The organism is Paenibacillus stellifer, assembly GCF_000758685.1.
GTDB lineage: Bacteria > Bacillota > Bacilli > Paenibacillales > Paenibacillaceae > Paenibacillus_AQ > Paenibacillus_AQ stellifer.
In genome coordinates this window covers 4434303-4460195 of record NZ_CP009286.1, presented here as the reverse complement: position 1 = coordinate 4460195, position 25893 = coordinate 4434303, and the positions used below count along the sequence as shown (strand labels likewise).

Below are 25893 nucleotides of genomic sequence, written 5' to 3'. Positions count from 1 at the left end.
GCCATGAGCGGTATTTTGATCAAAAATGCGCAGATTGTCACAATGAATCAACGGGAGGAAATCTTACACGGGGATATCCGTATCAAGGATGACCGGATCGCCGAAATCGGAGCGGGTCTCACGCCGCTGCAGGGCGAGCAGGTGATGGATGCCGCAGGCCGCACGGTGATTCCAGGCTTCGTTCAGACGCATATCCATCTGTGCCAGACACTCTTCCGGGGGAAGGCGGACGATCTGGAGCTGATGGACTGGCTGCGCAAACGCATCTGGCCGCTGGAAGCGGCGCATGACGGCGAATCGCTCTATTACTCGGCCATGCTCGGACTCGGCGAACTGATATCTAGCGGCACGACGACGATCGTCGATATGGAGACGGTGCACCACACCGATTACGCGTTTCAGGCCATTGCGAAGAGCGGTATTCGCGCCCTCTCCGGCAAGGTGATGATGGATCAGAAAGGAGACGACATCCCAGCCGCGCTTCAGGAGGATACGGCATCTTCGCTGCAGGAGAGCGTGGATCTGCTGGAGAAATGGAACGGCTATGACGGGGGACGTATCCGGTACGCTTTTTCCCCGAGATTCGTCATCTCATGCACCGAGCCGCTGCTGAAGGAGGTCCGTGATCTGTCGGCACGCTATGGGGTCAATGTGCATACTCACGCGTCCGAGAATCTGGGTGAGATCGAGATTGTGCAGGCGATGACCGGCATGCGCAATATCGTGTACCTCGATCATATCGGTCTGGCGAACGAGCGGCTCATTCTGGCTCACTGCGTCTGGCTTGATGAGGAGGAACGGCGGATTCTGCGCGATCGCGGCGTTCATGTCAGCCATTGTCCAGGCTCCAATATGAAGCTCGCGTCCGGCTTCGCCGATACCCCGGGACTGATTCACGAGCATGTGTCGGTGAGCCTTGGCGCGGACGGCGCGCCGTGCAATAATAACCTCGATATGTTCGGAGAAATGCGGATGGCCGCTCTGATCCAGAAGCCGAAGCACGGGCCGACGGCGATGGATGCCCGGACCGTGTTCCGGATGGCGACGATCGGCGGAGCGAAAGCGGTCGGCCTGGAGGATGAAATCGGCAGTCTGGAAGTCGGGAAAAAAGCGGATCTGGCGATCCTCAATCTGAACAACTTTCATACGTTCCCTTCCTTTGACGTTGATCCGGTCTCGCGGATTGTGTATTCCGCAACCCGCTCCGATGTGGAGAGCACGATCATTAACGGCAAGGTCGTCATGGAGCGCGGCGTGATGAAGACAATCGACAAGGATACGGTGCTGCGCGAAGCGGACACTTCGATCAAACGGCTGCTGGTCCGCTCGCCGCTGGGCTCCATTTAGGCTTGCCTGATGATCTTCATCAGCTTAAGCTCCGTCCGCTCGGATGACGGCGTGTAGATGAGGCAGCGCAGATCGGCGCTGCCGTGCACCTGCATGGAGGTCAGCTCGAACAGCATTTTGCCCGCCTTCGCATGCCGGAACTCAATCAGCACGTCAGGGGCGCTGTTCACAGTGCTTCTCTGCCACAGCCGGCCGAAATCCGGATACTGTCCGCTCATATGCCGCAGGAAGTCGCGATACCATTCATCCTCCACATACTGTCCGTAATACGTCCGGAAGATCGCGAGAAAGCCGGTTACGAAATCCTCCCAGTTCACCGCCAGCCGCTGAAGCTCCTTGCGGGCGAACAGAAGCTCGATCAGATTCCGGCCTTCCGCCGGGACCTGCACGAAATCGAGAAAGACATGCCTGGCCGCGTCGTTCCAGCCGACAATCCGGGAGCGGCGGTCGATCACGATGGCCGGGGAGTATTTAAGTTCCCGGATGATCTTGAGCAGCGCCGGCCGGATTTCGGGCTGTTCCTCGGGCGGAGCCGGGGGGCTGACATGAGATTCCAGCGCGAGCGACTGGAGATACCGCCTCTCATCGGCAGTCAGCCGGAGCGCCCTTGCGATATTCTCCAGCACCGAAGATGATACCTTAATATTGCGTCCCTGCTCCAGCCAGGTGTACCAGGTCGTACTGACGCCCGCTAGCTGGGCGACCTCCTCCCTTCGAAGACCCGGCGTTCTGCGCCTGCCTCCCTCGGGAAGTCCGACCGAACCCGGCGTGATTTTGGCTCGCTGGGTCTTCAGGAAGGCGGACAGCGCCTCCAGTCTGGCTTGATCGTTCATGATTCTTCCTCCTTAAGCTCGATTCCATTCTTTTGATTCCCTTAGTGCGATATCGTTAGTGCGATTCCGTTCACGTGTTATCCTAGCACTCATTATACTAGTTTAAACAACAACTTGTAATAGGATAACCTGCATGGCATGATAGCGATATTACATGAGCTGGAGGTCTGAATCGTGGAAAGAGTTGTCATTACAGGCATGGGAATCGTATCGCCGCTCGGAAGCGGCGTGAAGGAATTCTGGAATGGGCTGAAGGATAGGCGGTCGGGTATCCGCGAAATCGACGCCTTCGATACGTCGGCTTACAAGACCAAGTTCGCCGGAACGGTCCGGGGCTTCGATGCCGAAGCCCTGTTCGGAAGAAAGGAAGCGCGGCGCATGGACCGCTTCACACAGTTCGCTGTTGCAGCGGCTGATCAGGCATGGGCTGACGCCGGACTGCGGCAAGAGGCGCTGGACATGGAACAAGTCGGCGTCTATGTCGGCTCGGGCACCGGAGGCATCGGCACGCTGCTCGATCAGCACCGGGTACTGCTGGAGCGCGGGCCGGAACGGGTCAGTCCGACGCTGGTCCCGATGATGATCTCCAACATGGCCGCCGCGACGATCAGCATCCGCCTCGGAACACTGGGCCCGACGCTGTCGCCTGTTACCGCCTGCTCCATCGGGAACACGGCCATCGGCGAGGCCTTCCGGGTTATCCGCTCCGGCGACGCGGATGTCATTCTGGCCGGCGGGGCGGAGGCGGCGGTCAACGAGATTTCCCTGGCCAGCTTCGGCAACGCACATGCCTTGTCCGCACGGAATGATGATATCCAAGGGGCCAGCCGGCCGTTCGACGCGAAGCGGGACGGGTTCGTCCTTGGCGAAGGCGCAGGCATTCTGGTGCTGGAGTCGCTATCGCACGCGAAGCGGCGGGATGCGAGAATCTACGCCGAGGTGATTGGCTACGGGGCGGGCTCCGACGCCTACCATATGGTTGCCACCCACCCGGAAGGGGAAGGCGCTTACCGGGCTATGAAGCAGGCGCTGCATTCCGCCGGGCTCGAGCCCGGCGAGATCGACGTCATCAGCGCTCACGCCACCTCCACGGAGCTTGGCGACCGCTCCGAGACGAAGGCGATCAAGACGCTGTTCGGCGAGGATGCCTACCGCATCCCGGTGACGGCCAACAAGTCGATGACCGGGCATATGCTCGGGGCCGCCGGCGGGGCCGAAGCGATCGCTCTCGTCAAGAGCCTGGAAGCGGGGCTTATTCCGCCGACGATCAATCTTGAGCATCCCGACCCGGAATGCGATCTGGATTATGTGCCGAATGCCGCGCGGGAAGCCGATCTTGAAATCGGCATGTCCAATTCCTTCGGCTTCGGCGGACACAATGCCGTGGTCATTGTTCGCAAATACCGGGAATAGCGGCGTATCTCCTGAGCCACGCGGACCGCAACTCGAATCAGGCGATCGGGTGACACTAACCCTTAGAATGTAGGGGAAAGGAGGGACTTCGGTTTGTACGAATGGAACGAAATGGTCCAAATGATGGTAGACTGGGTGGAGGAACATCTGGATTCGAAGGCAACGCTGCAGGAAATGTCCGAACGGCTGGGGTATTCGCCTTACTACTGCACAAGGCAGTTTCACCTGCTCACGGGGATGACTCTGCGCGATTATGTGCGGCTCCGGCGCATCACGCATGCTGCACTGGAAGTCAGAGACACGGAGCTGCGGCTTCTAGACATCGCCGTGAAGTATGGCTATTCCTCACAGGAAGCGTTTACCAGGTCTTTTGTCAGAGCCTTCGGCATGACGCCCGCTTCGTACCGGGAATCCAGACGGCCGATTCCAATGTCGATTCGGGCCGAAGTCTTCTCTCCTTATCACTATGCGGTGAAGGAGCGTGTCTTCATGTCGGAGCTTAAGCTTCAAGAGGTAGAGGTTAAAATTGAGCGAATACCGGCCCATCAATTTATCGGAATCTGGGATGTCGAATCGGATAATTACGGCGACTTCTGGGCGAACGGCCATGATTGTGACGAGGTGAGCGGGCTGCTGGAGAGCATGTCCCATCACACGCTGCCCGGTCAGCTGGGGCAGACCGCCGGCTGGTTTTACCGGGAGGGGAGAAAAGGTTATCTGTACGGAATTCCGGTATCCGCGGATTACACCGGTGATATTCCGGAAGGGATGGAATGCCGGCTTATCCCGGAGTCCGAGTACTTGGTCTTCTATTATCCTCCGTTTGATTATATGAAGGATAACGCTTCTGTCATGAAGGCCGTTGAGGACAAAGCGTGGAGCTTCGATCCCGGCGAGCTGGACTATGTCTGGGATGAAGCCGGGGAGAAGCAGGACTACCAGCGGCATTTCCCGGAGGGCTATGGTTATGCCGTACTACGGCCGGTGAAGAGAGCGGAATAGGTATGTTCTGATCGAAAAAGGCTGCGCCGCAAGCAGTAAGCGCTTAGCCGCATCGAACAGTAAGCGGCGACGCTGAACTACGAGGCGGTGAACGCCAAACGGCAAATGCTGAACTGCGGACGGCGAATAGCGAACTGCAGGGTGACGAGCGGCAAGCGGCGAACGCTGAAGCAGCGGGCAGCAAGTTGCAAGCCGCGAACACTCAGCAGCGGGCAGCTAGCATCGATCAACAAGCAGCAAGCGTTGGGCCTGGAGTATGAAGCATCCCTAACTCATGGGATGCTTTTTTCATTGCCAAAGTCAATAATAATGTTATGTATATTTCGGAAGCGGGAACCGTTCCGGCCTGAATTTCGTCTAATCCGGTGAGGTGAATGTATTGAATTTCGAAAATTTGAAGGATGCCGTTCAGATGGACGAGGACATGCTTCGGGCCGTGATGGACCGCTATGGCAGCGATGTCTGGAATTACATTTACTATTTGACTTCGAGCCGTGAGCAGGCGGATGAGCTGGCGCAGGAGGTATTTGTGAAATGCTACTACCGCATTGAGACGTACCGGGGAAGGTCCTCCTTTCAAACATGGCTGTTCTCCATCGCACGAAATGCCGTATGCTCCTACCGCAAATCCCGCTTCTTCAGAAAAAGCCTGTGGGGAGACACCGCTGCGCTGCCGGACGGGAAGATCACGGTGAACGCAGGCGGCGGGGCGGTCGTTGCGGCCTCGGCGGAAATGCAGTATTTCAGCAGCATGCATATCAATGAAATCTGGGATATGATCATGGATCTGCCTGCCGGGTTCCGGGAAGTGCTTGTTCTCGATTTGAAATATGGCATGTCTACCCGGGAAATCGCCGAGGTTACGGGCTGGTCGCCCGGGACGGTCAAGTCCAGGCTTCACCGCGCCCGCCGCAAAGTCCAACACAGGCTGAAGGAGATGAGATAGTGGACAGCAGACCGGAATGGTACGAACGGGTAGCCAAAGGTCCTTTTGAGAAGGGCGGATTTACGGCGGAGCATGCGGAGAATGTGTTGCGGATGATCCGCGAAGGCAAGCCCCGGAGAGCGCGGGAGCGCCTTGGAAGTCCTTATGTGAAGACAGCCGTTGCTGCATGTATTGCACTGACGGTCGCCGGACTCGGCTGGGCGGCGGCGGACGGCTCGCTCTTAAGCTACAGGGGAACGGGCAATGTGTTCTCCACAGCCTCTGGAGCGGTGAAGGAAGCGGACATGAAGAAGACGGCGGATAAGGCGCTGCAAGATCTGCTGGGAATTTCACTTCCATTCGAAGGCGCCGAGCGTGTGAAGAATGAGAAGCTGATGCGATATTCATACCGCGAGGGGGACAACACCGCGTATTTCTGGATCAGTACGGATACCGGGAAGCTGATGAAGGCGAAAGTGACAAGCTCGCTTAAACCTGATCAGAGTGTCCGCAAATTGAGCGATGGTGCGAGAGCGGTGATGGCGAGTTTAGGCTATAAAGGAGACTTTGCTTACTCTGCCTCGCGCAATGTCGATTACGATGCAGCCAAGGATGAGAAGATTGAGGTGAGGACTGTATTCAGAGCAGTCGATGCACGGGTTGAAATCATCAATGGAGACATTGAAATGATGAGCTTCGAGCCGGATGTCGGAACCCTGGATTCTGCAATAATGGAAGAGGGGATCAAGGCGCTGAAGTTCATGAACAAGAACCGGACAAATCTGACTGTGACGGGAGCCTATCGCTTCGTTAATGGGACAATAGATTTGCTGACACTTCGCTTCGGAGGCGAGGCTTATGTTACGATGGATGCTTTTACCCGGGTTGTATGCGGGATTACCGATACGGCTTTGTTCGACGGAAAATCCGACTCTGCCAAGGTTCAGGCCGAGCGGGACAAGAAGCTGCTGGCGGTCAGTGAACAGCAGATACGCTCGGCGACGGAAGGGCTTCTGCCTTCTACCTACAGCCTGAAACTAAAGGATTATCAGCTTAAGAAAAATCCGAAGGCTCCCGGAGTCGCCACATTCACACACTCCGGTTGGCCAGATATTGAGGTCTCCTACAATCTCTCGGGAAATGTATGGAGATTTGAGATAAGCCCTGCGGTGGCGGAAAAGTAGGCATTGGGAATAGTGGCATAGGTAAGAGTGATGGATGAAAGTGTAACTATGAGAGAGTGACTATGAGAGAGCAACTACAGAGCGACCGGTATAGCGGCAGACGAACGAAGGGCCGTCCCCCAGTCAAGTCATTGGGGACGGCCCGGATGCCAAATGCAAGTGTATGTTAGGGGATTAGTTCAACAGTTCAATATAGCCAGCCCGTTAAGGTCTTGGCGAGACGAGGATTTTGACCTGATTTCTCTCTTTCAGCAGAGCCTCGAAGCCCTGCTCGATCACTTCGTCCAGCTTGATCTTCTTCGTCACAAGCTTGTCCGCCGGGAAATAGCCCTGTTCCATCAGGCTAAGAACGGCAGGGAATACGTGGCGGTAGCCGATAATGCCTGTCATGTTGCGTTCCTTCAGCACGATATTGTTCGGGGTGATCGGAGCGTCTTTTTCAAAAATACTGACGATCATCACCTGGCCGCCCAGTTTGGTAGAGTTGATCGATTGCGACAGCACGGACGGAACGCCCGTTACCTCGTACGCGACATCGACACCGCCGTAAGTACGGTCATGCAGCTCCTTCACAACATCGCATTCTCTCGGGTCCAAGACGACGGCGCCTAGTTCTATCGCCTTCTGCTTGCGTTCCTCGGACAGCTCGATAACATAGACCTCGGCGGCGCCCGAGGCTCTCAATGCCTCGATGACCAGCAGCCCGATCGGTCCTGCGCCGAACACGGCGGCTTTGTCGCCGACCTTCAGCTGGCTTTGACGGACGGCATGAAGCGCGACAGCGGACGGCTCGACCAGAGCGCCCTGCTCGAAGGACAAGGAATCCGGAATTTTGAAAACCATATTAGCATTTACGGAAACGTATTCGGAAAAACCGCCCCCGCCTCCGGCCAGTCCGAGGAAGCCCATTTTGTCACAGAGATTATATTTGCCCTGTCTGCACGCCTCGCAAGTACCGCATGCAAAGATCGGCTCAACAACAACCCGGTCGCCGACCTTGAACTGGTTCACGTCTTCGCCGACTTCGACAATTTCACCCGAGAATTCATGGCCCATAACGATTGGAGCGGCTTCTCCGGTCAACGGATGGGCTTTATCCTTCGGGATAAAGATCGGACCCGCCACATATTCGTGAAGGTCGCTGCCGCAAATTCCGCACCATTCCACACGGATTTTGACCTTTCCGGGAAGGACCTTCGGCTCATCGATTGTCTCCACTCTCAAGTCTTTCACATTATGCCATCTCAATGCCTGCATCAAGTTCCATCTCCCATAAAGCGAAATTTTCAACACAGAACCGTAAACGTTTCCGGGATTAATGATTACATATCCTCAAGCAGATGTCAAACCCAAAGGCTGTTCGGAAATGGCTTCAGAAATTACTAAAGTTGTTATTCCTGGAGGATAAGGTATGATATCTTAGGATACAGAGAATCGAAATTCGCTAGACTTAAGGTTGGAAGGGAAATATTTGATGACCAACAGAAGCAAGATCACGATAGAGGATGTGGCCAAAAGAGCTTCGGTGAGCATCGCCACCGTATCCCGGGCCATCAACAATTCCGGGGAAATCAGCGCAGGGACGCGGGCCAGAATTCTTAAAATAATCGAGGAGATGGGGTTCTCCCCCAACAGGGCGGCTCAGAGTCTGAAGGTCCGGCAGACCAAACAGATTGCGCTGGTCGTTCCCGACATCCGCAATGCCATCATTCCGGATATTGCCTGGTCAGTCGAGCAGATGGCCAAGCAATATGGCTACCGGGTCATTCAGATCAACACATCCGGAAATCCGAGGACTGAACTCGAAGCGGTCCGTGACATCAAACAGCTGCATGTGGACGGGATGATCATCATGCCGCTGGCATATCCCAAAACATTAGCCGCGCTGATCAATAAATGCGCTGTGCCCATCTCCATTTTGAATTTCGGGAAACGGCTGGTTGGTGAGATTAAAGCGGATATCGTCAGCTTGTCGGTGCTGGAGGGCAAGCTCGTTATGGAGCACTTGCAGGGGATCGGGAGGACGAGAATCGCTTATGCCGGCACATCCACGAAGCTGATCGAAGACCGGTATATCGCTTATGAAGAGTCCGTTGCCCATTATGATGAAAGTCTGGTCTATCTGGGGGATGAATTATCCACTCAGATGGGGGAGCGCGCCGCCGATTATTTCTATCATCTGGAGCGCAGGCCGGACGCCGTATATGCGGTCAATGACATGGTTGCGATCGGCATCGTCAACCGTTTCAAAAAATTGGGAATCCGTGTGCCCGGGGATATCGCCGTAGTCGGGATAGACAATAATCCCCTGACGGTCCTCACGGAGCCGCAGATCACTTCGGTCTCCATCATGGGAAGCGAGGCGGCGGGACTGGCTACTCAAATGCTGCTAAGACGGATATTGGAGAGTCCGGAGCGTGAATACGAGAAGGTGCGGCTTGAGCCACGGCTCATTGTGCGGGAATCCAGTCTTGCAGTCATGCGGACGTAGCTCTTCGCCGCAGCGATTATTTACAATATTACAATTAAGGGGTAAGAGGGATAGGCATGTATGGAAAAAAACCAAGGATCACCGGACCATTTTACGCCGTAACAGGTCTGCTTCTATTGAAGCTGCTGCTGCTGCGGTTTTTGTTCTTCGACCGGATCGCCTGGGAATGGGTGGCGGCGGATGCCGCGCCGGTGCTGTTGATTATGGGAATTCTGGCGGCAGTGGTGCCCTCCAGGGCAAGAACGGCTGCATTCTGGTGCTTCAACCTGATTTTGTCGCTGATTCTGTTTGCCGCAAGCGTCTACTTCAACCATTTCGGATCAGTCCCTACCTATCTGGCTCTGTATGAGCTGGATCAGGTGTTCCAGGTCAGGGACAGCGTGGAATCGACCGTGAAGATGGTTGATTATCTGTTCTTCGCGGACTTCCTTCTGTACGGGTTATGGATGATCGCGCGCAAGCTTCGCCGCCGCCGTCGCGACTATTCGCCTTGGTCCTCCTATGGCCCGCGCGGCGGGTCCGCTATCGGCTCCTATTCTGCCTATTCCCCAGAATCCGGGCGGTTCCGGGTTAGAGCAGGCTTCGTCGTTCCGCTTCTCTGCATTGTGGCAGGCGCTTCCTGGTCGGCTTACACGATTCACACCTCAACCGGAATTACGAATGAGCTGGTACAGGCGGAAAGCGCAGGCTTTCTGAATTATGAGGTGGTTGCCGCGATCCGCCAGCATCAGAACAGCAATCTGGTCGGAACCGGGAATATAGAGGATACGATCGGCAAGCTTGAGACGCTGGAAGCTTCCTATAATTACGGCGGACAGCCTACCGGCACGCCGGCAGCCGATTATTACGGAGCGATGAAGGGCAAGAATGTCATTGTCATACAGATGGAGGCTTTTCAGAACTTCCCGCTGCATCAGTCGCTGAATGGGCAAGAGCTGACGCCGAACCTGAACAAGCTGGCGGACGAGGGGCTGTATTTCCCGCAGGTGTATCAGCAGATCGGGCCGGGCAATACCTCCGACGCCGAATTCATGAGCAATACGTCGATTTATCCGATCGGCACGCTCGCGATGTCCACGGGGTTCGGTGACCGGAAGCTGCCGAGCCTGCCGCGAGTACTGGAGAGCAAGGGATATGAGAGCTATACGTTCCACATCAACAATGTAGGCTTCTGGAACCGCAAGGATCTGTACGCTGCCATCGGCTTCAACGGTTATTACGACAAGCCGTACTTCAAGAACGACCATTTCAATTCATTCGGCGCCTCGGATGAGCAGTTATATAAGACCGGGATCGAGAAGCTCTCCAAGCTTAGTCAAAAGGGTACGCCGTTCTACGCCCAATTCGTCACCGCCTCCAGCCATCACCCGTTTAAAGTGCCGGAGGCCTTCCGAAAAATAACAGTGCCTGACGACCTTAAGGACACGATGCTTGGTGACTATCTGACCGCGGTTAATTACACGGACTATGCCATCGGCACCCTGATTGACGGCCTGAAGAGCAGCGGGCTGTGGGATCATACCGTGCTGGTATTTTACGGGGATCATTTCGGCCTTCAGCCTCAGGATGTTCCGCCGGAGCAGGTGGAGCAGGCCTTGGGCATTCCCTACGATTCCCGCGTCAGCCGGTTCAATATCCCGCTCATTATTCATATGCCCGGCTCCACGCAGGGCAAGGTGATCGAACGGACGGGCGGACAGACGGATATTATGCCGACGCTCGCCAATCTGCTGGGGGTATCGCTGCAAGAAGAAGGGGTTATCGCGTTCGGGCATGATCTGCTGAACATCAAGCATAACGTGGCGGGGATGAGATATTACCTGCCGTCCGGCTCTTTTTTCAACGATGACATTATGTTTGTTCCCGGCAAAAGCTTTCAGGACGGCGAGGCCGTCTCGCTCAAGAGTCTTAAGCCCGTCTCCGATTTCGCCAAATACGAAGGGGATTACGAGTATATGCTGAAGCTTCTGGCTCTGTCCGATGAGTATGTCAAGCTGCTGCCGAAGCGTTAACAGGAAGGATGCAACAGGAAATGAAATCATGGGTTAAACCGCATATTGTGGCTGTGGCGGCGGGCTTCGGCCTGCTGCTCGGCCTTCTCTTTCTCGGACCGTTCGTCGGAGTTGCCGACAACGGAGATTTTTTGCGCATGATGAATACGATTGGCCTGAATTATTACGATGCTGCGGAGACGTACGCTGACCGCTTCTTCAGCTACAGTCATTCCAGGTTCGCCTATGAATCGCTGTTTCGCGGGTTCTATCCATCCTCGCAGATTTTCCTTGTTCTGCCTGCAAGGCTGCTCGGCGGCCTGTTCCACGGCAACTGGTTCGACATCCGCATTCTGGCGGCTGTGTATGCGATCCTGCTGCTGGCCGCTACCTGGCTGCTTGTGAAATATAATGCCGGGCGTTCTTACATAGCGGGGCTGCTGCTTGGTGGCGTTCTGCTGTTCGTGTTCTACGATATCGGGTATACGGCGTACTTCAATTCGCTGTTCGGCGAGCCGGTCTCCCTTGTGTCGATGCTGCTTGCGTTCGCGCTCGGACTTCGGCTGCTGGCGAAGGAGGCGCCCACGGTCAAGGATTTGACGTTCTTCTTCATCGCCGTTCTGTTCCTGACCTGCTCGAAGATTCAGAATGCGCCGATCGGCATCGCCTTCGCCCTGATCTTTCTGCGCCTGTCGTCGCTTGAAGCGGGACCAAGGTTCAGGAAAGCGGCGATCTCGTTCGCGGCGGCCACCTTTGTCGTATCCGTCGTCCTCTATGTCGCCGCGCCCAAGGAACTGAAGCATATTAACCTGTATCAGACGGTCTTTTACGGCATTCTGAACGGCTCGGACGATGTTCGGGGCGATCTCCGCCAGCTGGGCTTGCCGGAGCGGCTTGAGGTGCTGGCGGGAACGAACTATTTTCAGCAGGATACGGCGATCAAGCAGGACGATCCTTCGCTTGTCCCGGATTTCTACGACCGGGTTTCCCATAAGGATGTGCTGGTCTTCTATCTGAAGAATCCCGGCCGGCTGCTGGACAATATGGAGTATGCGGCTTCGAACGGCATGTCGATCCGGCCCTACTATCTCGGAAGCTATGAGAAGAGCGAAGGGAAGCAGGGTGGTGCATTGGCTTATACGTACAGCGCCTGGAGCGAGTTCAAGAACAAGCTGCTCCCGCATAAGCTGTGGTTCATCGCCGTCTTCTATTTCGTGTATTACGCCGTTACGATCTTCGAATACGTGCGCAGCCGTGACCGGAGAGCCCGCCTCGCAGGCGAGCTTCTGATGCTGCTGGGGCTGATCGGGATCTTCTCGTTCCTCGTTCCGATTCTGGGCGACGGACGCGCCGACATCGGCAAGCATCTGTTCCTGTTCAACGTCAGCTTCGATATGATGGCCGTGGCGATGTTCGCCTGGGTCGTGCGGAAGCTGACTGCTTCGCGGCGGGATTCCTATTAGATTCTGGTCTGCTTCAAACCAAACAGCCGTGATGCTCTGGGCATCACGGCTGTTTGTCGTCCGCATAATCGGCGATAGCGGCTTCTTGAGCGGTTGGCTTTATGCTTCTCTTTTATTCTTCTGCTGTCCCCGATACTGCTGGGGGGAGACCCGGTTATACTGCTGGAAGGCGCGGGAAAAATGATGCTGATTCTCGAAGCCGACCATACCGGCAATTTCCTTGATCGGCAGCGGGGTTAGCAGAAGCAGCTCCTGGGCCCGCTGCATCCGGACGCGTTGAACATACTTCATGGGCGGCATCCCGAGCGCCGCCTTGAAGAGCGCCCGCAGCTGTTCTTTGCCGAGGGATACGGACTCCGCCAGCTCTTCAAGCGTCAGCGGCTCCGAAAGGCGGGTGGCGATCAGATCGCATAATTCGAACACCCGGTTGTCATACGCCGCCGGGCGTTCCGGCAGCTGGTGAGCCAGCGCTTTGAACAGCTCCAGCATCCAGGAAAGACCTTCCGTTCTGACCTGCAAATAGTTAAGGGTCTGCCCGGTGTCCAGCGTTACCGGGGGGAGGGGGGACCCTCCGTTCATATATTCATCTTCCGTATTAATGGAGCCGGAGAAGGGCTCAAGGAATTTTTTGTAGGTGTCAGCGAGCCTCCGCCATGACTCAACGAGTGACTGGAACCGGGAAGGCTGAACATTCGATTCTACGACCGGGAAACGGTACAGCCTTATAAAATCGAAGACGCCCACCTTGGCTTCGCAGGCAAAGGAAAGGTAGCAAAAAGGCGAATCCCGGCCGATCTCCTCCCAGGTCTGATACGTTCGGGAAGGAATGCATACGATGTCGCCCGCTTTGACTCTATACGGAATCCGGCCCAGCGTGATGATGGCGGAGCCTTCGGTCACGAGCCAGATGACTGTATGCTCGAACAAATATTGATAGGGATGACCTTCGTGGAGACACCACTCCTTCAGCCAGCGGATGTTAACAGTAAGGTTGTCCAATGAGCTGTGATTTTGAAATTCCAGGAGACTACGTCCCTGACGGTACCAATGCTTCAGCCGGTTCCGCTTCTCGTCCTCATGTGGATCGGCTTCGTGCTCACTTGCCGCCCCGGCTTCCTCCGACCATGCAGTCCGCATCTTGCTTCTTCCCCTTTCATTTCTGAGAGTTCACCCGGGAATCTGTATTTTTGGTACAAAAAGAGGTCTCCCGGATAAATACGGGGGGCTTCCCTCGATGCTATAATGATAACCATTGGACGGCCAAATCACAAGTAAATTAGTAGGAATACTATGTCTGTGTTTTTACCGGTCAACCGGATGAAACGCGGAGCGACCAAACGTTCATTATTAGGGGGATCACCAATGAAACATCGGTTAACTGCGGGATTCATGATGCTGACTATTATTCTTGCCCTTGTGCTCGGCGGCTGCGGGGCGACGTCAAGTTCCGGGGCAGCAGGCAAGACGACGGATGAAGCCGGATCGGAGAAAGTAACGCTGAAGTTCTGGTACCCCAATGCGGGCGAAATTGGGACCAAAGCGATTAAAGAGACGATTGCATCGTTTGAAGCGCAGCACTCCGGCATTTCGGTAGACCTGACTGTTGTGCCCTGGGACCAGTATTTTCAAAAGCTGGCGGTCGCCTACTCCGGCGGCACGCAGCCGGATGTTCACGGGCTTGGCTTCGGGCAACTGATCTCCACGGTGGATCAGGGCAAATATCTCAACCTTCAGCCATACATCGACAAGGATAAGTGGGAAGGCGCATCCGACTTCTTCCCCGATATTTGGAAGTCCGGTCAATGGAAGGGCGGGCAGTACGGGCTGCTGATGCCGGATGTACGTCCGCTTGCGTGGAGAAAAGACTTCTTCAAGGAAGCCGGGCTTGATCCGGAATCACCGCCGAAGACGGTGGATGAACTGTTCGATTACGCCAATAAACTCAAGAAGACAGAGAACGGACAGACGGTCCGTTCAGGGCTTGATATTCAAACCAGCAACGGCGAGCAATCCTATCTCTCGCTGCTGCTCCTGCTGGGACAGAACTTTTACGATGACAAAGGCGACCCGCAGTTTGATTCCGATGTATCGATCAAACTCGTCGAGCGTCTGGTCGATTTGTATAAGTCCGGCGGGTTTATGGCGAGCAATCAGCAGTCGGCCAATGGAACCCCCTTCCAGAATAGCCAGGCAGCGATGGCGTTCATCTCGGCCTCACAGACGGCGTCGCTTACAGCTTCGGTCGGCGGTGACAAGATCGGCTGGTCTCTCCCGCCCGAAGGCACGGATGGAAGCAAGACATCGCTGATGCTGGGAACGTTCCTCACCGCAGCGAGCGCTACGAAGCATCCCGAGGAAGCGTGGGAGTTCATCAAGTTCTGGTTCAGCAAGGATAACATTTTGAAGTACACGACCGAAACGGGGAATCTTCCTCCTCTGCAATCGGTCAAGGCCGATTATTTAAAGGCCCACCCGGAGAATGAAATATCCTATGAGGCCATGAAGAACGCGCAAGGCTATCCGCCTGCAAAAGAATGGTCGATCGATGTCAAATACTTGAGGCTTGCCCTGGAAGAAGCTTATAACGGGATAAAAGCTCCGGCCGATGCGCTGAAGGAGAACGCCAAGCTCGCCAGGGATGAAATCGCGGCCGCCCAGTAAGCGGCCCGCCTTGCGGCGCTTCGTTCAAGTAGGAGGAGAGAAATATGAATAAAGGATGGAACCGGATTGTTCCGTATTTGCTGATTGCTCCGAGCATGCTCCTGTTTCTGGTGTTCGTGCTCATTCCGGTCATCCGAATCATCTATCTGAGCTTTACCGATTATACGATGCTTCAGCCGCCCGTTTGGACGGGAGGCGCCAACTACATGAAGCTCGCACATGATCCCGTCTTTGGAAGAGCTGTGGCGAATACGGCGTGGTACTGGCTGGGTACGGTTCTTCCGTCCATGGTGATCGGACTTGTATTGGCCGCCCTGCTGACGGTGCGGCTCAAAGGACTGGCCGCCTTCCGGGCTCTGATCTATCTGCCCGGAGTGCTGTCCTCCGTTGCTGTCGCCATGACCTGGCTCTGGCTGCTGGACCCGCTTAAGGGACCGGTCAACCGGGTGCTGTCCTTGCTCGGAATCGCGGGGAAGAACTGGCTGCAGAGCCCGGATACCTCGCTCGGATCGGTCATTGTGATTGGCGTCTGGACGGGAATGGGCTTTGCGATGATTGTGTTGCTCGGCGGGATTCAGAGCATACCGGACAGCCTGTACGAGGCCGCGGCCCTCGACGGGGCTTCGGGAATAAGCCAATTCACGCGTATTACGCTTCCCCTGCTTCAGCCGATTCTGCTGTTTCTGTTCATCGTATCGACGATCCGTTCATTCCAGGTATTCGACCTGGTCTATATTTTGACGGGCGGCGGACCGGCCAATTCCAGCACGACGATCGTTACACAAATTGTGGGCGCCAGCTTTCAGGACTACCGGATGGGATATGCGTCGGCAATGGCTGTCGTTCTGCTGGCGGCTACCATGGCGATAACGCTGCTTCAATACAAGCTGGGAAGCCGAAATACCGGAATGGAATAAGGGGAGGGAACGAGATGAATCCGACGAGGACGGAACGCCTGACGGCGTACCTCATTCTACTGCTCGTGACGGTGCTGGCGATTCTGCCGCTGCTTATGACGTTCTTCACCTCCATGAAGGGAGATGAAGAATTTGCGGCAGGCGCCGCCAGGCTGCTGCCGGATGCCTGGCATCCTTCCAACTATTTGCGGGCGCTGCAGATGGCGGAATGGGGATTATTCTTCAAGAACTCCATTCTGGTTACCGCCTCGGCGGTGATCGGCAGTCTGGTGTTTAACGCCATGGCAGGATTCGCCTTTGCCAGAATCCGCTTTAAGGGCGGAAGTGTACTGTTCCTCCTGCTGCTCATCGGATTGATGATTCCGGCGCAGGTCACGGTTATTCCCCAGTTCCTGGTGCTGAAATCCATTCCGCTGTTCGGAGGCAATGACTTGTTCGGACATGGGGGCAACGGCTGGCTGGACAGCTACTATGCGCTCATTGTGCCCGAGCTGTCCGGAGCGTTCGGGGTATTCATGGCGCGGCAGTTCTATTTGCAGATGCCAAGGGGTCTCGACGAAGCGGCCTATATCGACGGAGCGGGTTATGCACGGCTCTTTGTTCTCATCTATCTACCGCTTAGCGGACCGCTCATGGCGACTTTGGGCATTTTCAAATTCGTGGGGGTATGGAACGACTTCTTCCACCCGCTTATTTACACGAACAGCCCTTCGATGCGGACGATTCAGCTTGGCCTGCAGGTGTTTCGCGGCGAGAACCAGGTTCAGTACAATCTTCTGATGGCGGCGACCCTGCTGGTATCGGTCCCGATACTGGTTATGTTTCTGCTGTTCCAGAAGCAGTTTATCCGAAGCGCCATCTCATCAAGTGTGAAAGGATGACCCATTTGTGAAAGCCATCATGGTCATGTTCGATACGCTTAACCGGCATATGCTCTCTCCTTACGGCGGGCCGGACTGGATTCGCACTCCCGAGTTTCAGCGCCTTGCCGAGCGCTCCGTCGTATTCGGCAACAGCTACATCGGGAGCATGCCCTGCATGCCTGCCCGGAGGGAACTGCATACCGGGCGGTATAATTTCCTGCACCGGAGCTGGGGACCGCTGGAGCCGTTCGACGATTCGGCGATCGAGAAGCTCGGCCAGGCCGGCGTCTATACGCATCTCGTTACCGACCATCAGCATTACTGGGAGGATGGGGGAGGGACCTATCATCCGCGCTACCGAAGCTTCGAGCTGGTTCGCGGGCAGGAGGGAGATCCCTGGAAAGGCGAGGTGGAGGATGAGGGGGGCCATGATCCGAACAGCCTGACAAGGCCGGATATTCCGGCGCCCATGCTGGACATCGTGAACCGGATGCGGCGCCAGGACCGCGTTAATCGCAAGTATATCCGGGCGGAGGATGATTTTCCGCAAGCCCGCACCTTCGCCAAAGGGCTCGAGTTTATTCGCCATAATGCCGGAGCCGATCGCTGGTTCCTCCAATTGGAGACCTTTGATCCGCATGAGCCATTCTACAGTCCGGAGGATTACAGGAAGCTGTATCCCGGGATTCATGAATCGATCGGCCGCGACTGGCCGGCCTACGGTCCGGTCACGGAAACGGAGGAGGAAGTGGAGCAGCTGCGGTTGCGGTACGCCGCCCTGCTCAGCATGTGCGACCGCTATTTGGGGAAAGTGCTGGACGTTATGGACGAGCTCGATTTGTGGAAGGACACTCTGCTGATCGTAAATACGGACCATGGGTTTCTTCTCGGCGAGCACGGCCAATGGGCCAAATGCGTACAGCCCTTCTATAATGAGGTCGCCCACACTCCTTTGTTCATCTGGGACCCGCGAAGCGGAAAACAGGGAGAATGGAGAGACAGCCTTGTCCAAACGATCGACCTGCCGGCGACGCTGCTGGACTTCTTCGGCGTGGAGAAACCGGCAGACATGCAGGGTTCTGCGCTGAGAGAGACGATTGCGGACGACAGGCCGGTGCGGCGGGCTGCGCTGTTCGGAATTCACGGCGGACATGTCTGTGTGACCGACGGACGCTATGTCTATATGCGGGCCGCCGCCTCGCCGGCGAACGAGCCGCTGTATGAGTATACGCTCATGCCGACGCATATGAGGAACAGGTTCCATACCGCCGAACTGAAGAGCGCGGAGCTGGCGGGTCCTTTTACTTTTACCAAAGAGGTTCAGGTGCTGAAGATTCCAAGCCGCGGCAATGGCCATCTCCATCATTATGGTCATCTGCTGTATGATCTTGAGCGCGACCCGCTGCAGCGCGAGCATATCTCGGATGAAGCGGTGGAGAAGGAGATGATCGAACTGCTTCTGAGGCTGATGAAAGAGAATGATGCGCCAGCCGAGCAGTTCCGGCGTCTGGGTCTGGAGAGTGAATGGAAGGAACTTCGATGATGAATTGAAATAAAGGGGGAGGGGCCAGTGCCATGTCCGTAAAGCAACCGCATATCATACTGTTTAACCCCGATCAATGGAGGGGAGATGTCCTCGGCCATATGGGCAACCCCGCTACAGAGACACCGAATCTGGACCGGCTTGTTCTGGAGGAAGGCGTCTCGTTCAGCAACGCATTTTGCCAGAATCCCGTATGCACGCCTAGCCGCTGTTCGTTCATGTCCGGCCTGTACCCCCATGTGCGGGGACACCGGACCATGTATCACATGATGAAGCCGGAAGAACCGGTGCTGCTGAAGACGCTCAAGGATGTCGGCTACAACGTATGGTGGGGAGGGAAGAACGATCTGGTGGACCCGGCTTACGGCTATGATGCCTACTGCAGCCACAAGCATGTTCCTTCAAGTACCAAGCCGATGTTCGGACCCGATCTGAAGCGCGGGCAGCCGGATGACGATACATTCTATTCCTTCTATGCCGGCAAAATTGAGACCTGGGAGGATGAACCGTTCTACGGTGACAGCGATTGGGCACATGTTCTCGGGGCTATCGAATTCATTAAGCAGGCGCCTAAGGACCAGCCGCTGTGCATCTATCTTCCTCTGCTGTATCCTCATCCGCCTTACGCTGTTGAAGATCCTTGGCACAGCATTATTGACCGTTCGCTTCTGCCGAAGCGGATCAGCGAAGAGGGACTGCAAGGCAAGCCTTCCATCCTGTCCGGTCTGCGGGAGAAGCTGAATATGGGAAGCTGGACGGAGGAACGGTGGGATGAGCTTCGGGCGACTTATTACGGGATGTGCGCTAGAGTAGACCATCAATTCGGACTGCTGCTGGATGCGCTGAAAGACGCCGGAATCTACGAAGAGACGGCGGTCTTCTTCTTCTCGGATCACGGTGATTATACGGGCGATTACGGCCTTGTGGAGAAGACGCAGAATACATTTGACGATTGCCTTACAAGGGTGCCGTTCATTGTGAAGCCTCCGGCGGGCTTTCCTGTTCGTCCGGGAATCCGCGATGCGCTGGTGGAGCTGGTTGATCTGTGCGCCACCGTCCACGCTTATGCGGGAATTGAACCGGACTATACAATGTTTGGCCGTTCCCTCGCAGCCTGCATAGGGGGAACTTCTAAGGAGCATCGGGATGCCGTATTCTGTGAAGGCGGGCGTATGCATGGGGAGCTGCACTGCAATGAATCGACGCCGTACAACGAGGACCCGCGAAGCCTGTACTGGCCCCGGGGCGAAATGCAGCGAAGCGAAGGGCCGGAGCATACGAAGGCGACCATGATCCGGACGAAGCGTTATAAATATGTCCGCCGTTTCTACGAGCAGGACGAGCTGTACGATTTGCAGAACGACCCGGGAGAGAGGGTCAATCTAATCGGCGATCCCTCGCTCGCGGAGGAGCTTGCCTCTTTGAAAGAGCGCATGCTTGATTTCTATCAGGCGACCTGCGATACAGTACCGATAACCCGGGCGAAGCGGGAAATATAACGAAACTAAGGCAACAGGAGTCCGGGCAAGGAAGGGAGCTGGAGCTGCTATGGGCGGGTTGTGCACCGGAGCAGGCGGGAGAAGCTTGAGCGTTATGTGGAAGACGGTCTCGGAGGACTGCAATCTGGCCTGCGATTATTGCTATTACAGCACATGCGGAGGCAAGCCGGGGAAGATTAACCGCATCGATTCCGCGCTGCTGGATACGTTTATGAAGGACTATATGCGGCATACGGACGGGGTCGCGGCGTTCGCCTGGCAGGGAGGCGAGCCTCTGCTGGCCGGGCTGGATTTTTTCGAGGAAGCGGTAGCCCTGCAGGCGAAGTATGCGCCGCCCCGCACCGTGATCAGCAATGCGCTTCAGACGAACGGCACGCTGCTGACCGACAAATGGGCGGCATTTCTGAAGAAGTACCGGTTCCTGGTCGGAGTCAGTCTGGACGGTCCGAAGGAAATCCACGACGCCAGAAGAGTGGATGCACGGGGACAGGGAAGTCATGACCGGGTCATGAACGGCATCGGCCATTTACGGCGGCATGGAGTGGATTTCAACATCCTGACAGTCATTCATAAAGGAAATGTGAGCCGGGCAGCGGAGCTGATTGCTTTCTATAAACGGGAAAAGTTTGACCATGTGCAGTTTATTCCTTGTATGGATTTCCGGTCCCAGGAGACAAACCGTCCCGGCGTATACGAAATAACGCCGGAGGAATATGGCGTCTTCCTGTGTGAAGCCTTCGACCTTTGGTACAACGGCGGCGCTCCCGAGCTGTCCGTCCGCTTCTTCGACAACATGCTGAGCGTGTATATGAATGGACAAGCAGAACTGTGCATCCATCGCTCCGCTTGTCCCGACATGCTGGTGCTGGAGCAGAACGGGGATGCGTTCCCCTGCGATTTCTTCATTGGCGAGGAATGGAAGCTCGGGAATGTAGGTGTACATTCCCTGGACGACATCCTGGCGAGTCCCGTCTATGACGAATTCAAAGCACTGAAGCCGCGCCTTCCCGAGCCCTGCCGCTCCTGCCAGTGGAAAGCACTGTGTCATGGAGGCTGCCCCCGGAACCGGAATTGGTCCGATAATCGGAAGACCTCAGAGCCTGACTACTTCTGCGCTTCCTATCAAATGATCTACGCTCACGCCGACGAGCGAATGAAGTCTCTCGCCGGCGGTCTCCGCCTGCGGCAGTTCGAGTCCAATGTCCGCCGATATTTGAAAGGCAAGGTCCCGGGCAGAAATGACCCCTGCGCCTGCGGCAGCGGCCGGAAATTCAAGCAATGCTGTCTGGACGATGTCCAGAGCGCTTCACTGGTCTGAGCGCATGACTGGAGGGGGATTTCTCTTTCCCTCTGCTGACGAATCAAGACCCCGCCTCCCTGATGAACTCAGGGAAGGGCGGGGTCTTTGCATTAGTGCACCGGCGGGCCGCGCAGGACGCATCGTGGCTGCCTTGCGCTTCCGCTGCTTCTGTCCTCCCGACAGCTTGACCCCCCGCTCGCCGATCACAGTATCCATTCCTTCCGGCAGGCTCTGGATCAGTTCCTCCAGATGGACTCTGCGGGCCGCCGCCCAGATTTCATCGATTCCGGCATCGAGCTTGCCATAGGCGATGTTCTCCCGGATCGTTCCGGAGAACAGAAAGACATCCTGCTGCACGATCCCGATCTGCCGGCGCAGCGATTCAAGCTTGAAGCGCCGGATATCCGTGCCGTCAATTGCGATCCCGCCCCCGGTTACTTCATAGAAACGGGGGAGCAGGCTGCAGACCGTTGTCTTGCCCGCCCCGGAAGGACCGACGAAAGCGATCGTCTCCCCGGCGCGGATGTTCAGGGATAAATTCTGCAGCACCGGCCGGCGTTCTTCATAGCCGAAGGCTCCCTGGTCAAACACGATGTCGCCGCGCAGGGGATCGCATAAACACAAGGCAGCGGCACAGTAAAATCGCATAACCGGGCATAAGCTGGTCGGCGGGTATCATGTGCTCCACCGAGGCGGTGGCGTGGGCTTATCCTTATTCGTCTCCCAGCAAATCGCGCAGCATGCCTTCACGGTCGTTCATGAACGCCTTGGTTACCGCGTAGTGCTCGGTATCCTCAAGCTGGACTTCCCGTATGCCTTCTTCCTCCAGCAGCCGGATGGACGCTCCCGGGTAGGACATCAGAATCGGCGAATGGGTGGCGATGATAAACTGGGAATCCGCCTGTACCAGCTCATGCATCCGGACCAGCAGCGTCATCTGGCGCAGGGGCGAGAGTGCGGCTTCAGGCTCGTCCAGTATGTACAGTCCGCGTCCGCCGAAGCGGTGAATAAAAGCGGAGAGGAAGGACTCGCCGTGCGACTGCTCATGCAGCGATTTGCCGCCGTAGGAATCCCGGAGCGGGGGGCCGAAGGACGGCTGTTCGTCCAATTCATCAATATAGGAAGCCACATTATAATAGCTCTCTGCGCGCAGGAAGAAGCCGTCCTTCGGCCGTCTCACACCCCTGGCGATCCGCAGATACTCATGCAGCACCGAATGGGAGGATCGGGTGGAGAACGAGAAATTCAGCGTCCCGCCTTCCGGGTTAAAGCCCCATGCCGCCGCGATTCCCTCGAGAAGCGTGGACTTGCCGCTGCCGTTCTCTCCCACCAGGAAGGTCACGGGCTGGCTGAATTCCAGCCGGCTCATCGTCTTCACTGCGGGCAGATGAAACGGATATTCGCCAAAGGCCGGAACCTTGTCCCGCAGCAGCTCCGTATGCCTCAAATACAGCCGGTCATTCTTCAATGCACATCTTCCTCCCTATGCCATTCTTCTTTCACTCTATCATTATCAATCTTTCCTTCCAAGTACGAACGGAAAGCCGGGATCTGCTTACTGGCCTTCCCGGCTCTCAATTCGGCCTGCTGTCTCAATAGAAATATTTGGATATTCGTTCAACCAGCTTCAACAGATTTGGAAAGGATTCCAGCCCTTGGATTCCAGCGATTTCCTCATGAAGGGCTGCTTCTGAGCCTTCCCCCAATACCGACGGTGCGATCGGCAGTTTGATGTCTTCCTGTTGCCCCAGACGGTCCAGAAGAAGATCAAAGGCTTTGTTCAGATATTGGTCGAGAACAGTGAATCTGTTCTTGTAGATGGCCCGGATATTGTTGTATTCCGATAAATAGTCGTTAAGCTCGGGCAAGGTGATCCAGTCGGGCAGCATGGTAAGGGCAAGGAGTCGTACTTCCATACTCCGGGGGTGTTTTTGGCAAAATAATAAATAGTTCGTTCGGGAGTCCAGCATATTCCGGTCCGAGATGGGGTGAGCTTGATGATAATTGGTCAACGAGTCGTCGTGAATGAACAGCGCTCCACTTATGGCTGCACGGTATCCAAGCTCCCAGTCTTCCCAGCCAAAGCCGATAAAATCTTCTTCGAAGCCCCCGAGCTCATCAAAAAAGTTCTTCCTGATCGACACATTGCTCGTAATCAAATTCAGCCATGCATAATGAAACAGCTTGAAGCGATAGCCATAGGTGTCGAGCAAGGGCTGAAAATACCCGTTCCGGCGGCTCCATTGATCCAGATGATCGGGGTCGAACATCCATTCAAAGGGAAGCAGTTGTATCGGGGGCTGGCTGCCCTGCATAAATTCGTGAATAATAGGCGCTGCTGTAGGATGTCCCTCATAAATCTCGGCCATATCGACTATCTGTTCAGGGGAATAGTCCGGATCTGTCATCGTATACAGATGTTTGGAGCGCATGGCTCCCGATACGATTTTTCGTTCCCCTTGTTGATGATGCCGAACATGATTCATGACCCAGTCCGGTCCGCTGATCATCTCGGCGTCTGCGAACAGCAGGGTATAGCCGGAAGCTAGGCTTGCGCCGATGTTCCGAATCCGGGATCTCCCTTTGTTACGTAGCTGCTGAACGTAGATGAAGGAGAACTCCGGAAGCAGTGAATAGTACATGGTAGGCGTGTGGTCTGTGGAGGCGTCGTCCAGAAAAACAACCTCCATCCGTTCCATCGGGAAGTGCTGCCGCTCCAGACTCAGCAATGAAAAATAATTCAACGGGCATTTATTGAAGGAGGGAATGATGACACTCACATCCAGATATCGTCTGACTCCTCCTGTAACCGACAACCCTCGTTCGGGGTCGCGGTAGAAGTAGAGGCCGGCCTCGTCTCCCCCGAGGCTCATGAACATGCTGTTGCGAATCTCCAGTTCGCTTCGGGCTGTGGACCACAGGCGAAACTCCCGGACCTGGCCCTTGAACGTGCCGTAGTGTTCATGTCCGCCCAGACAGAGAGAGGGAATAAGCTGCCCGGCGCTGGTCGGCAGACTTTCCCCCTTAACCCCCACTCCGTTAATATACAGCCGCAGTTTCTTCTCATCACATACAACAGCAACATGCTGCCAATCCGAGAAGTCATAGGCGAAGACCATTCTCGCGGGAAGATGGTTGACAGAGTGCTCGTAGACCGAGATTCCGTTGGTGCCAACCGAAATTCCGCAGCCGGCGGCGCCCTCCGGGTAGAAGCCCGGGCCCACCAGAAAGTTTCTCCCGCCTATACCGTCTGCTCCGGTGTTCCGTTCTTCATCCATAATCTGAGCTTCATCCGCTTTGACCCAGAATTCATAGGTGAAGGTATCGCTGATTCTGCAGCTTCGCTCGAATTTGATCCATTCATTCCCGTCAAAATGCAGGATACTCCGCTCATACATCGACAATCCCTCCTTTGCTTCTATACTCCGAGACGGCCAACTGGTACAGGGAAAGGTAACCGTCAATCATTTTGGATTCGGAAAACTGCTCCTGCACATGATGTCTTAGTTGCTCGGGAGGATAAGGGGGAGAGTAGTACAGAAGCTTTTCCGTCATTTGATCGAGAGAGTCGCAGCTCATTTCGGGAAAAGGATACAAAATTTCGGGTACCGCACCTCTTGATAAAGCGAGAACGGGAGTACCGCAGGCCATGGCCTCTAGCAGAACGAGTCCGAAGGGTTCTTCCCATTGAATAGGGAACAGCAGACAGCGGGCGCGCTTTAATAAATCGTGGCGGATTCTGCCGCCGACCGGGCCGACGTACTGCATAAGCGGGTTGCGCTTCAGCCGGGGGACCATCTCATTCAAATACAGCCCTTCATCATGCAAAGGACCTGCGATTACGAGCCGCCGACCAGTCGTTTCCGCAAGCGACATGGCTTCAACGATGCCTTTCTCCCGGACGATTCTCCCCATGAACAGCAGATAATCATCCTTCTCGGCGCTGAATTCGTAGCTCTCCGCTTCCACTCCGTTGTGTACATAATATCCGTATCCGCCTCCAATTACTTGTTGGGCGGAATGGCTTACATAGATTGGAAATTCCACTGCGTTGTTGACAGGCAGATGAAGGGTATGGACCAGCGGGAAGTGAGCTCCGGTACGGCTCAGAGCTGAATCGAAAGTATGGTCATGAATGATATCGATGTCCTGAGGCAGATGCTCCATGACATAGGAACCGATGGAGTAATCCCCATAGAACGGGTAAGGGATCACGGTTCCCGAGAAATGGCTTCCCTGCGGAGCGAACAAAATGACTTCATGATTTCTGCGTGCCAGTCCTTCGGACAGTTGATAGATGATGCGTTCAGTTCCGCCATCCCTGCAGGGAGGGACCGTTTCATGATTTGGAGCGACTTGCAAAATTCTCATGGAGAACCCTCCTGATCAGCTTTTGCATACGAGATGATGTATCCTATGATTCCGCTGCCGCCAATGCATGTGAAGTACGCCCACCTCCTC

General features: G+C 55.6%; 20 protein-coding genes and 1 pseudogene. 14 read left to right on the top strand and 7 right to left on the bottom strand.

Annotated features, from left to right (window positions below):
• Positions 1–3 precede the first annotated feature (3 nt).
• Complete coding sequence (locus PSTEL_RS20520; RefSeq protein WP_038698222.1) at positions 4–1347, top strand: 5'-deoxyadenosine deaminase; 1344 nt, start codon at positions 4–6, stop codon at positions 1345–1347.
• Here PSTEL_RS20520 and PSTEL_RS20515 read toward each other — a convergent pair.
• Positions 1344–2180 carry a helix-turn-helix transcriptional regulator gene (locus PSTEL_RS20515; protein WP_038698219.1) on the bottom strand — a complete coding sequence of 279 codons (837 nt, stop codon included), beginning with the start codon at positions 2178–2180 and terminating at the stop codon, positions 1344–1346. The genes PSTEL_RS20520 and PSTEL_RS20515 overlap by 4 nt on opposite strands.
• A 174-nt stretch (positions 2181–2354) precedes the next feature.
• On the opposite strand from PSTEL_RS20515, the gene fabF reads away from it, so the two are divergent.
• The 4 genes from fabF to PSTEL_RS20495 all read left to right on the top strand — a co-directional run bounded on the left by fabF (position 2355) and on the right by PSTEL_RS20495 (position 6704).
• On the top strand, positions 2355–3593 hold the full coding sequence (gene fabF, locus PSTEL_RS20510; RefSeq protein ID WP_038698217.1) for a beta-ketoacyl-ACP synthase II: 1239 nt from the start codon (positions 2355–2357) through the stop codon (positions 3591–3593).
• Between the two features lie 93 nt (positions 3594–3686).
• Positions 3687–4595 (top strand): helix-turn-helix domain-containing protein, encoded by a 909-nt coding sequence (locus tag PSTEL_RS20505; RefSeq protein WP_038698215.1) that lies wholly within the window; start codon positions 3687–3689, stop codon positions 4593–4595.
• 379 nt (positions 4596–4974) lie between these two features.
• Positions 4975–5541, top strand: coding sequence for an RNA polymerase sigma factor (locus PSTEL_RS20500; protein ID WP_245624995.1), 567 nt, complete (start codon positions 4975–4977; stop codon positions 5539–5541).
• Positions 5541–6704: a hypothetical protein gene (locus tag PSTEL_RS20495; protein ID WP_038698213.1), complete on the top strand. Its 1164-nt coding sequence runs from the start codon at positions 5541–5543 to the stop codon at positions 6702–6704. Before PSTEL_RS20500 ends, PSTEL_RS20495 begins: the two co-directional genes overlap by 1 nt.
• Before the next feature lie 204 nt (positions 6705–6908).
• Here the strand turns inward: PSTEL_RS20495 and PSTEL_RS20490 are convergent, their stop codons facing one another.
• Entirely contained in the window at positions 6909–7961 is a 1053-nt protein-coding gene (locus PSTEL_RS20490; RefSeq protein WP_038698211.1) for a 2,3-butanediol dehydrogenase, read from the bottom strand.
• Positions 7962–8178: 217 nt separating this feature from the next.
• Here PSTEL_RS20490 and PSTEL_RS20485 point away from each other — a divergent pair, with 217 nt between their 5' ends.
• From PSTEL_RS20485 to wsfD, 3 genes are read left to right on the top strand one after another with little or no spacing between them, the layout of a single operon-like run.
• Positions 8179–9195 (top strand): LacI family DNA-binding transcriptional regulator, encoded by a 1017-nt coding sequence (locus tag PSTEL_RS20485; protein WP_038698209.1) that lies wholly within the window; start codon positions 8179–8181, stop codon positions 9193–9195.
• A 56-nt stretch (positions 9196–9251) separates the two neighbouring features.
• The gene (locus tag PSTEL_RS20480; RefSeq protein ID WP_052098744.1) at positions 9252–11207 is read left to right on the top strand and encodes an LTA synthase family protein; all 1956 of its coding nucleotides are present in this window, start codon (positions 9252–9254) and stop codon (positions 11205–11207) included.
• Between the two features lie 20 nt (positions 11208–11227).
• A complete protein-coding gene (gene wsfD, locus PSTEL_RS20475; protein WP_038698207.1) occupies positions 11228–12649 on the top strand; it encodes a glycan biosynthesis hexose transferase WsfD in 1422 nt (473 codons plus the stop codon).
• A gap of 99 nt (positions 12650–12748) precedes the next feature.
• Here the strand turns inward: wsfD and PSTEL_RS20470 are convergent, their stop codons facing one another.
• Complete coding sequence (locus tag PSTEL_RS20470) at positions 12749–13786, bottom strand: helix-turn-helix domain-containing protein (RefSeq protein ID WP_038698205.1); 1038 nt, start codon at positions 13784–13786, stop codon at positions 12749–12751.
• A gap of 225 nt (positions 13787–14011) precedes the next feature.
• Here PSTEL_RS20470 and PSTEL_RS20465 point away from each other — a divergent pair, with 225 nt between their 5' ends.
• The 6 genes from PSTEL_RS20465 (at position 14012) to PSTEL_RS20440 (ending at position 21450) form a co-directional block, all read left to right on the top strand.
• Positions 14012–15310, top strand: a complete 1299-nt coding sequence (locus tag PSTEL_RS20465) for an ABC transporter substrate-binding protein (RefSeq protein ID WP_038698203.1) — start codon at positions 14012–14014, stop codon at positions 15308–15310.
• A gap of 44 nt (positions 15311–15354) precedes the next feature.
• Positions 15355–16227, top strand: coding sequence for a carbohydrate ABC transporter permease (locus PSTEL_RS20460; RefSeq protein ID WP_038698201.1), 873 nt, complete (start codon positions 15355–15357; stop codon positions 16225–16227).
• A 14-nt stretch (positions 16228–16241) separates the two neighbouring features.
• The gene (locus PSTEL_RS20455; RefSeq protein WP_038698198.1) at positions 16242–17108 is read left to right on the top strand and encodes a carbohydrate ABC transporter permease; all 867 of its coding nucleotides are present in this window, start codon (positions 16242–16244) and stop codon (positions 17106–17108) included.
• Between the two features lie 7 nt (positions 17109–17115).
• Complete coding sequence (locus tag PSTEL_RS20450; RefSeq protein ID WP_038698196.1) at positions 17116–18633, top strand: sulfatase family protein; 1518 nt, start codon at positions 17116–17118, stop codon at positions 18631–18633.
• Between the two features lie 32 nt (positions 18634–18665).
• Positions 18666–20132 carry a sulfatase family protein gene (locus tag PSTEL_RS20445; RefSeq protein WP_038698194.1) on the top strand — a complete coding sequence of 489 codons (1467 nt, stop codon included), beginning with the start codon at positions 18666–18668 and terminating at the stop codon, positions 20130–20132.
• Between the two features lie 94 nt (positions 20133–20226).
• The gene (locus tag PSTEL_RS20440) at positions 20227–21450 is read left to right on the top strand and encodes an anaerobic sulfatase maturase (RefSeq protein ID WP_179944941.1); all 1224 of its coding nucleotides are present in this window, start codon (positions 20227–20229) and stop codon (positions 21448–21450) included.
• A gap of 141 nt (positions 21451–21591) precedes the next feature.
• On the opposite strand, the pseudogene PSTEL_RS20435 reads toward PSTEL_RS20440, so the two are convergent.
• The 4 genes and pseudogenes from PSTEL_RS20435 to PSTEL_RS20420 all read right to left on the bottom strand — a co-directional run.
• Positions 21592–22038 (bottom strand): annotated as a pseudogene (locus tag PSTEL_RS20435) (ATP-binding cassette domain-containing protein); the annotation flags it as partial.
• A 106-nt stretch (positions 22039–22144) separates the two neighbouring features.
• Positions 22145–22900, bottom strand: a complete 756-nt coding sequence (locus PSTEL_RS20430; RefSeq protein ID WP_052098741.1) for an AAA family ATPase — start codon at positions 22898–22900, stop codon at positions 22145–22147.
• Between the two features lie 124 nt (positions 22901–23024).
• Positions 23025–24830 (bottom strand): glycosyltransferase, encoded by a 1806-nt coding sequence (locus PSTEL_RS20425; RefSeq protein WP_038698188.1) that lies wholly within the window; start codon positions 24828–24830, stop codon positions 23025–23027.
• Complete coding sequence (locus tag PSTEL_RS20420) at positions 24823–25803, bottom strand: glycosyltransferase (protein WP_052098738.1); 981 nt, start codon at positions 25801–25803, stop codon at positions 24823–24825. The genes PSTEL_RS20425 and PSTEL_RS20420 overlap by 8 nt, the downstream gene beginning before the upstream one ends.
• Positions 25804–25893: the final 90 nt, after the last annotated feature.

Excerpts from the sequence above, each read along its gene's own strand:
- PSTEL_RS20520 (WP_038698222.1), top strand. The coding sequence starts at position 4 with ATGAGCGGTATTTTGATCAAAAATGCGCAGATTGTCACAATGAATCAA.
- PSTEL_RS20515 (WP_038698219.1), bottom strand. The coding sequence starts at position 2,180 with ATGAACGATCAAGCCAGACTGGAGGCGCTGTCCGCCTTCCTGAAGACC.
- PSTEL_RS20490 (WP_038698211.1), bottom strand. The coding sequence starts at position 7,961 with ATGCAGGCATTGAGATGGCATAATGTGAAAGACTTGAGAGTGGAGACA.
- PSTEL_RS20485 (WP_038698209.1), top strand. The coding sequence starts at position 8,179 with ATGACCAACAGAAGCAAGATCACGATAGAGGATGTGGCCAAAAGAGCT.
- PSTEL_RS20480 (WP_052098744.1), top strand. The coding sequence starts at position 9,252 with ATGTATGGAAAAAAACCAAGGATCACCGGACCATTTTACGCCGTAACA.
- wsfD (WP_038698207.1), top strand. The coding sequence starts at position 11,228 with ATGAAATCATGGGTTAAACCGCATATTGTGGCTGTGGCGGCGGGCTTC.
- PSTEL_RS20470 (WP_038698205.1), bottom strand. The coding sequence starts at position 13,786 with ATGCGGACTGCATGGTCGGAGGAAGCCGGGGCGGCAAGTGAGCACGAA.
- PSTEL_RS20465 (WP_038698203.1), top strand. The coding sequence starts at position 14,012 with ATGAAACATCGGTTAACTGCGGGATTCATGATGCTGACTATTATTCTT.
- PSTEL_RS20460 (WP_038698201.1), top strand. The coding sequence starts at position 15,355 with ATGAATAAAGGATGGAACCGGATTGTTCCGTATTTGCTGATTGCTCCG.
- PSTEL_RS20455 (WP_038698198.1), top strand. The coding sequence starts at position 16,242 with ATGAATCCGACGAGGACGGAACGCCTGACGGCGTACCTCATTCTACTG.
- PSTEL_RS20445 (WP_038698194.1), top strand. The coding sequence starts at position 18,666 with ATGTCCGTAAAGCAACCGCATATCATACTGTTTAACCCCGATCAATGG.
- PSTEL_RS20440 (WP_179944941.1), top strand. The coding sequence starts at position 20,227 with ATGTGGAAGACGGTCTCGGAGGACTGCAATCTGGCCTGCGATTATTGC.
- PSTEL_RS20425 (WP_038698188.1), bottom strand. The coding sequence starts at position 24,830 with ATGTATGAGCGGAGTATCCTGCATTTTGACGGGAATGAATGGATCAAA.
- PSTEL_RS20420 (WP_052098738.1), bottom strand. The coding sequence starts at position 25,803 with ATGAGAATTTTGCAAGTCGCTCCAAATCATGAAACGGTCCCTCCCTGC.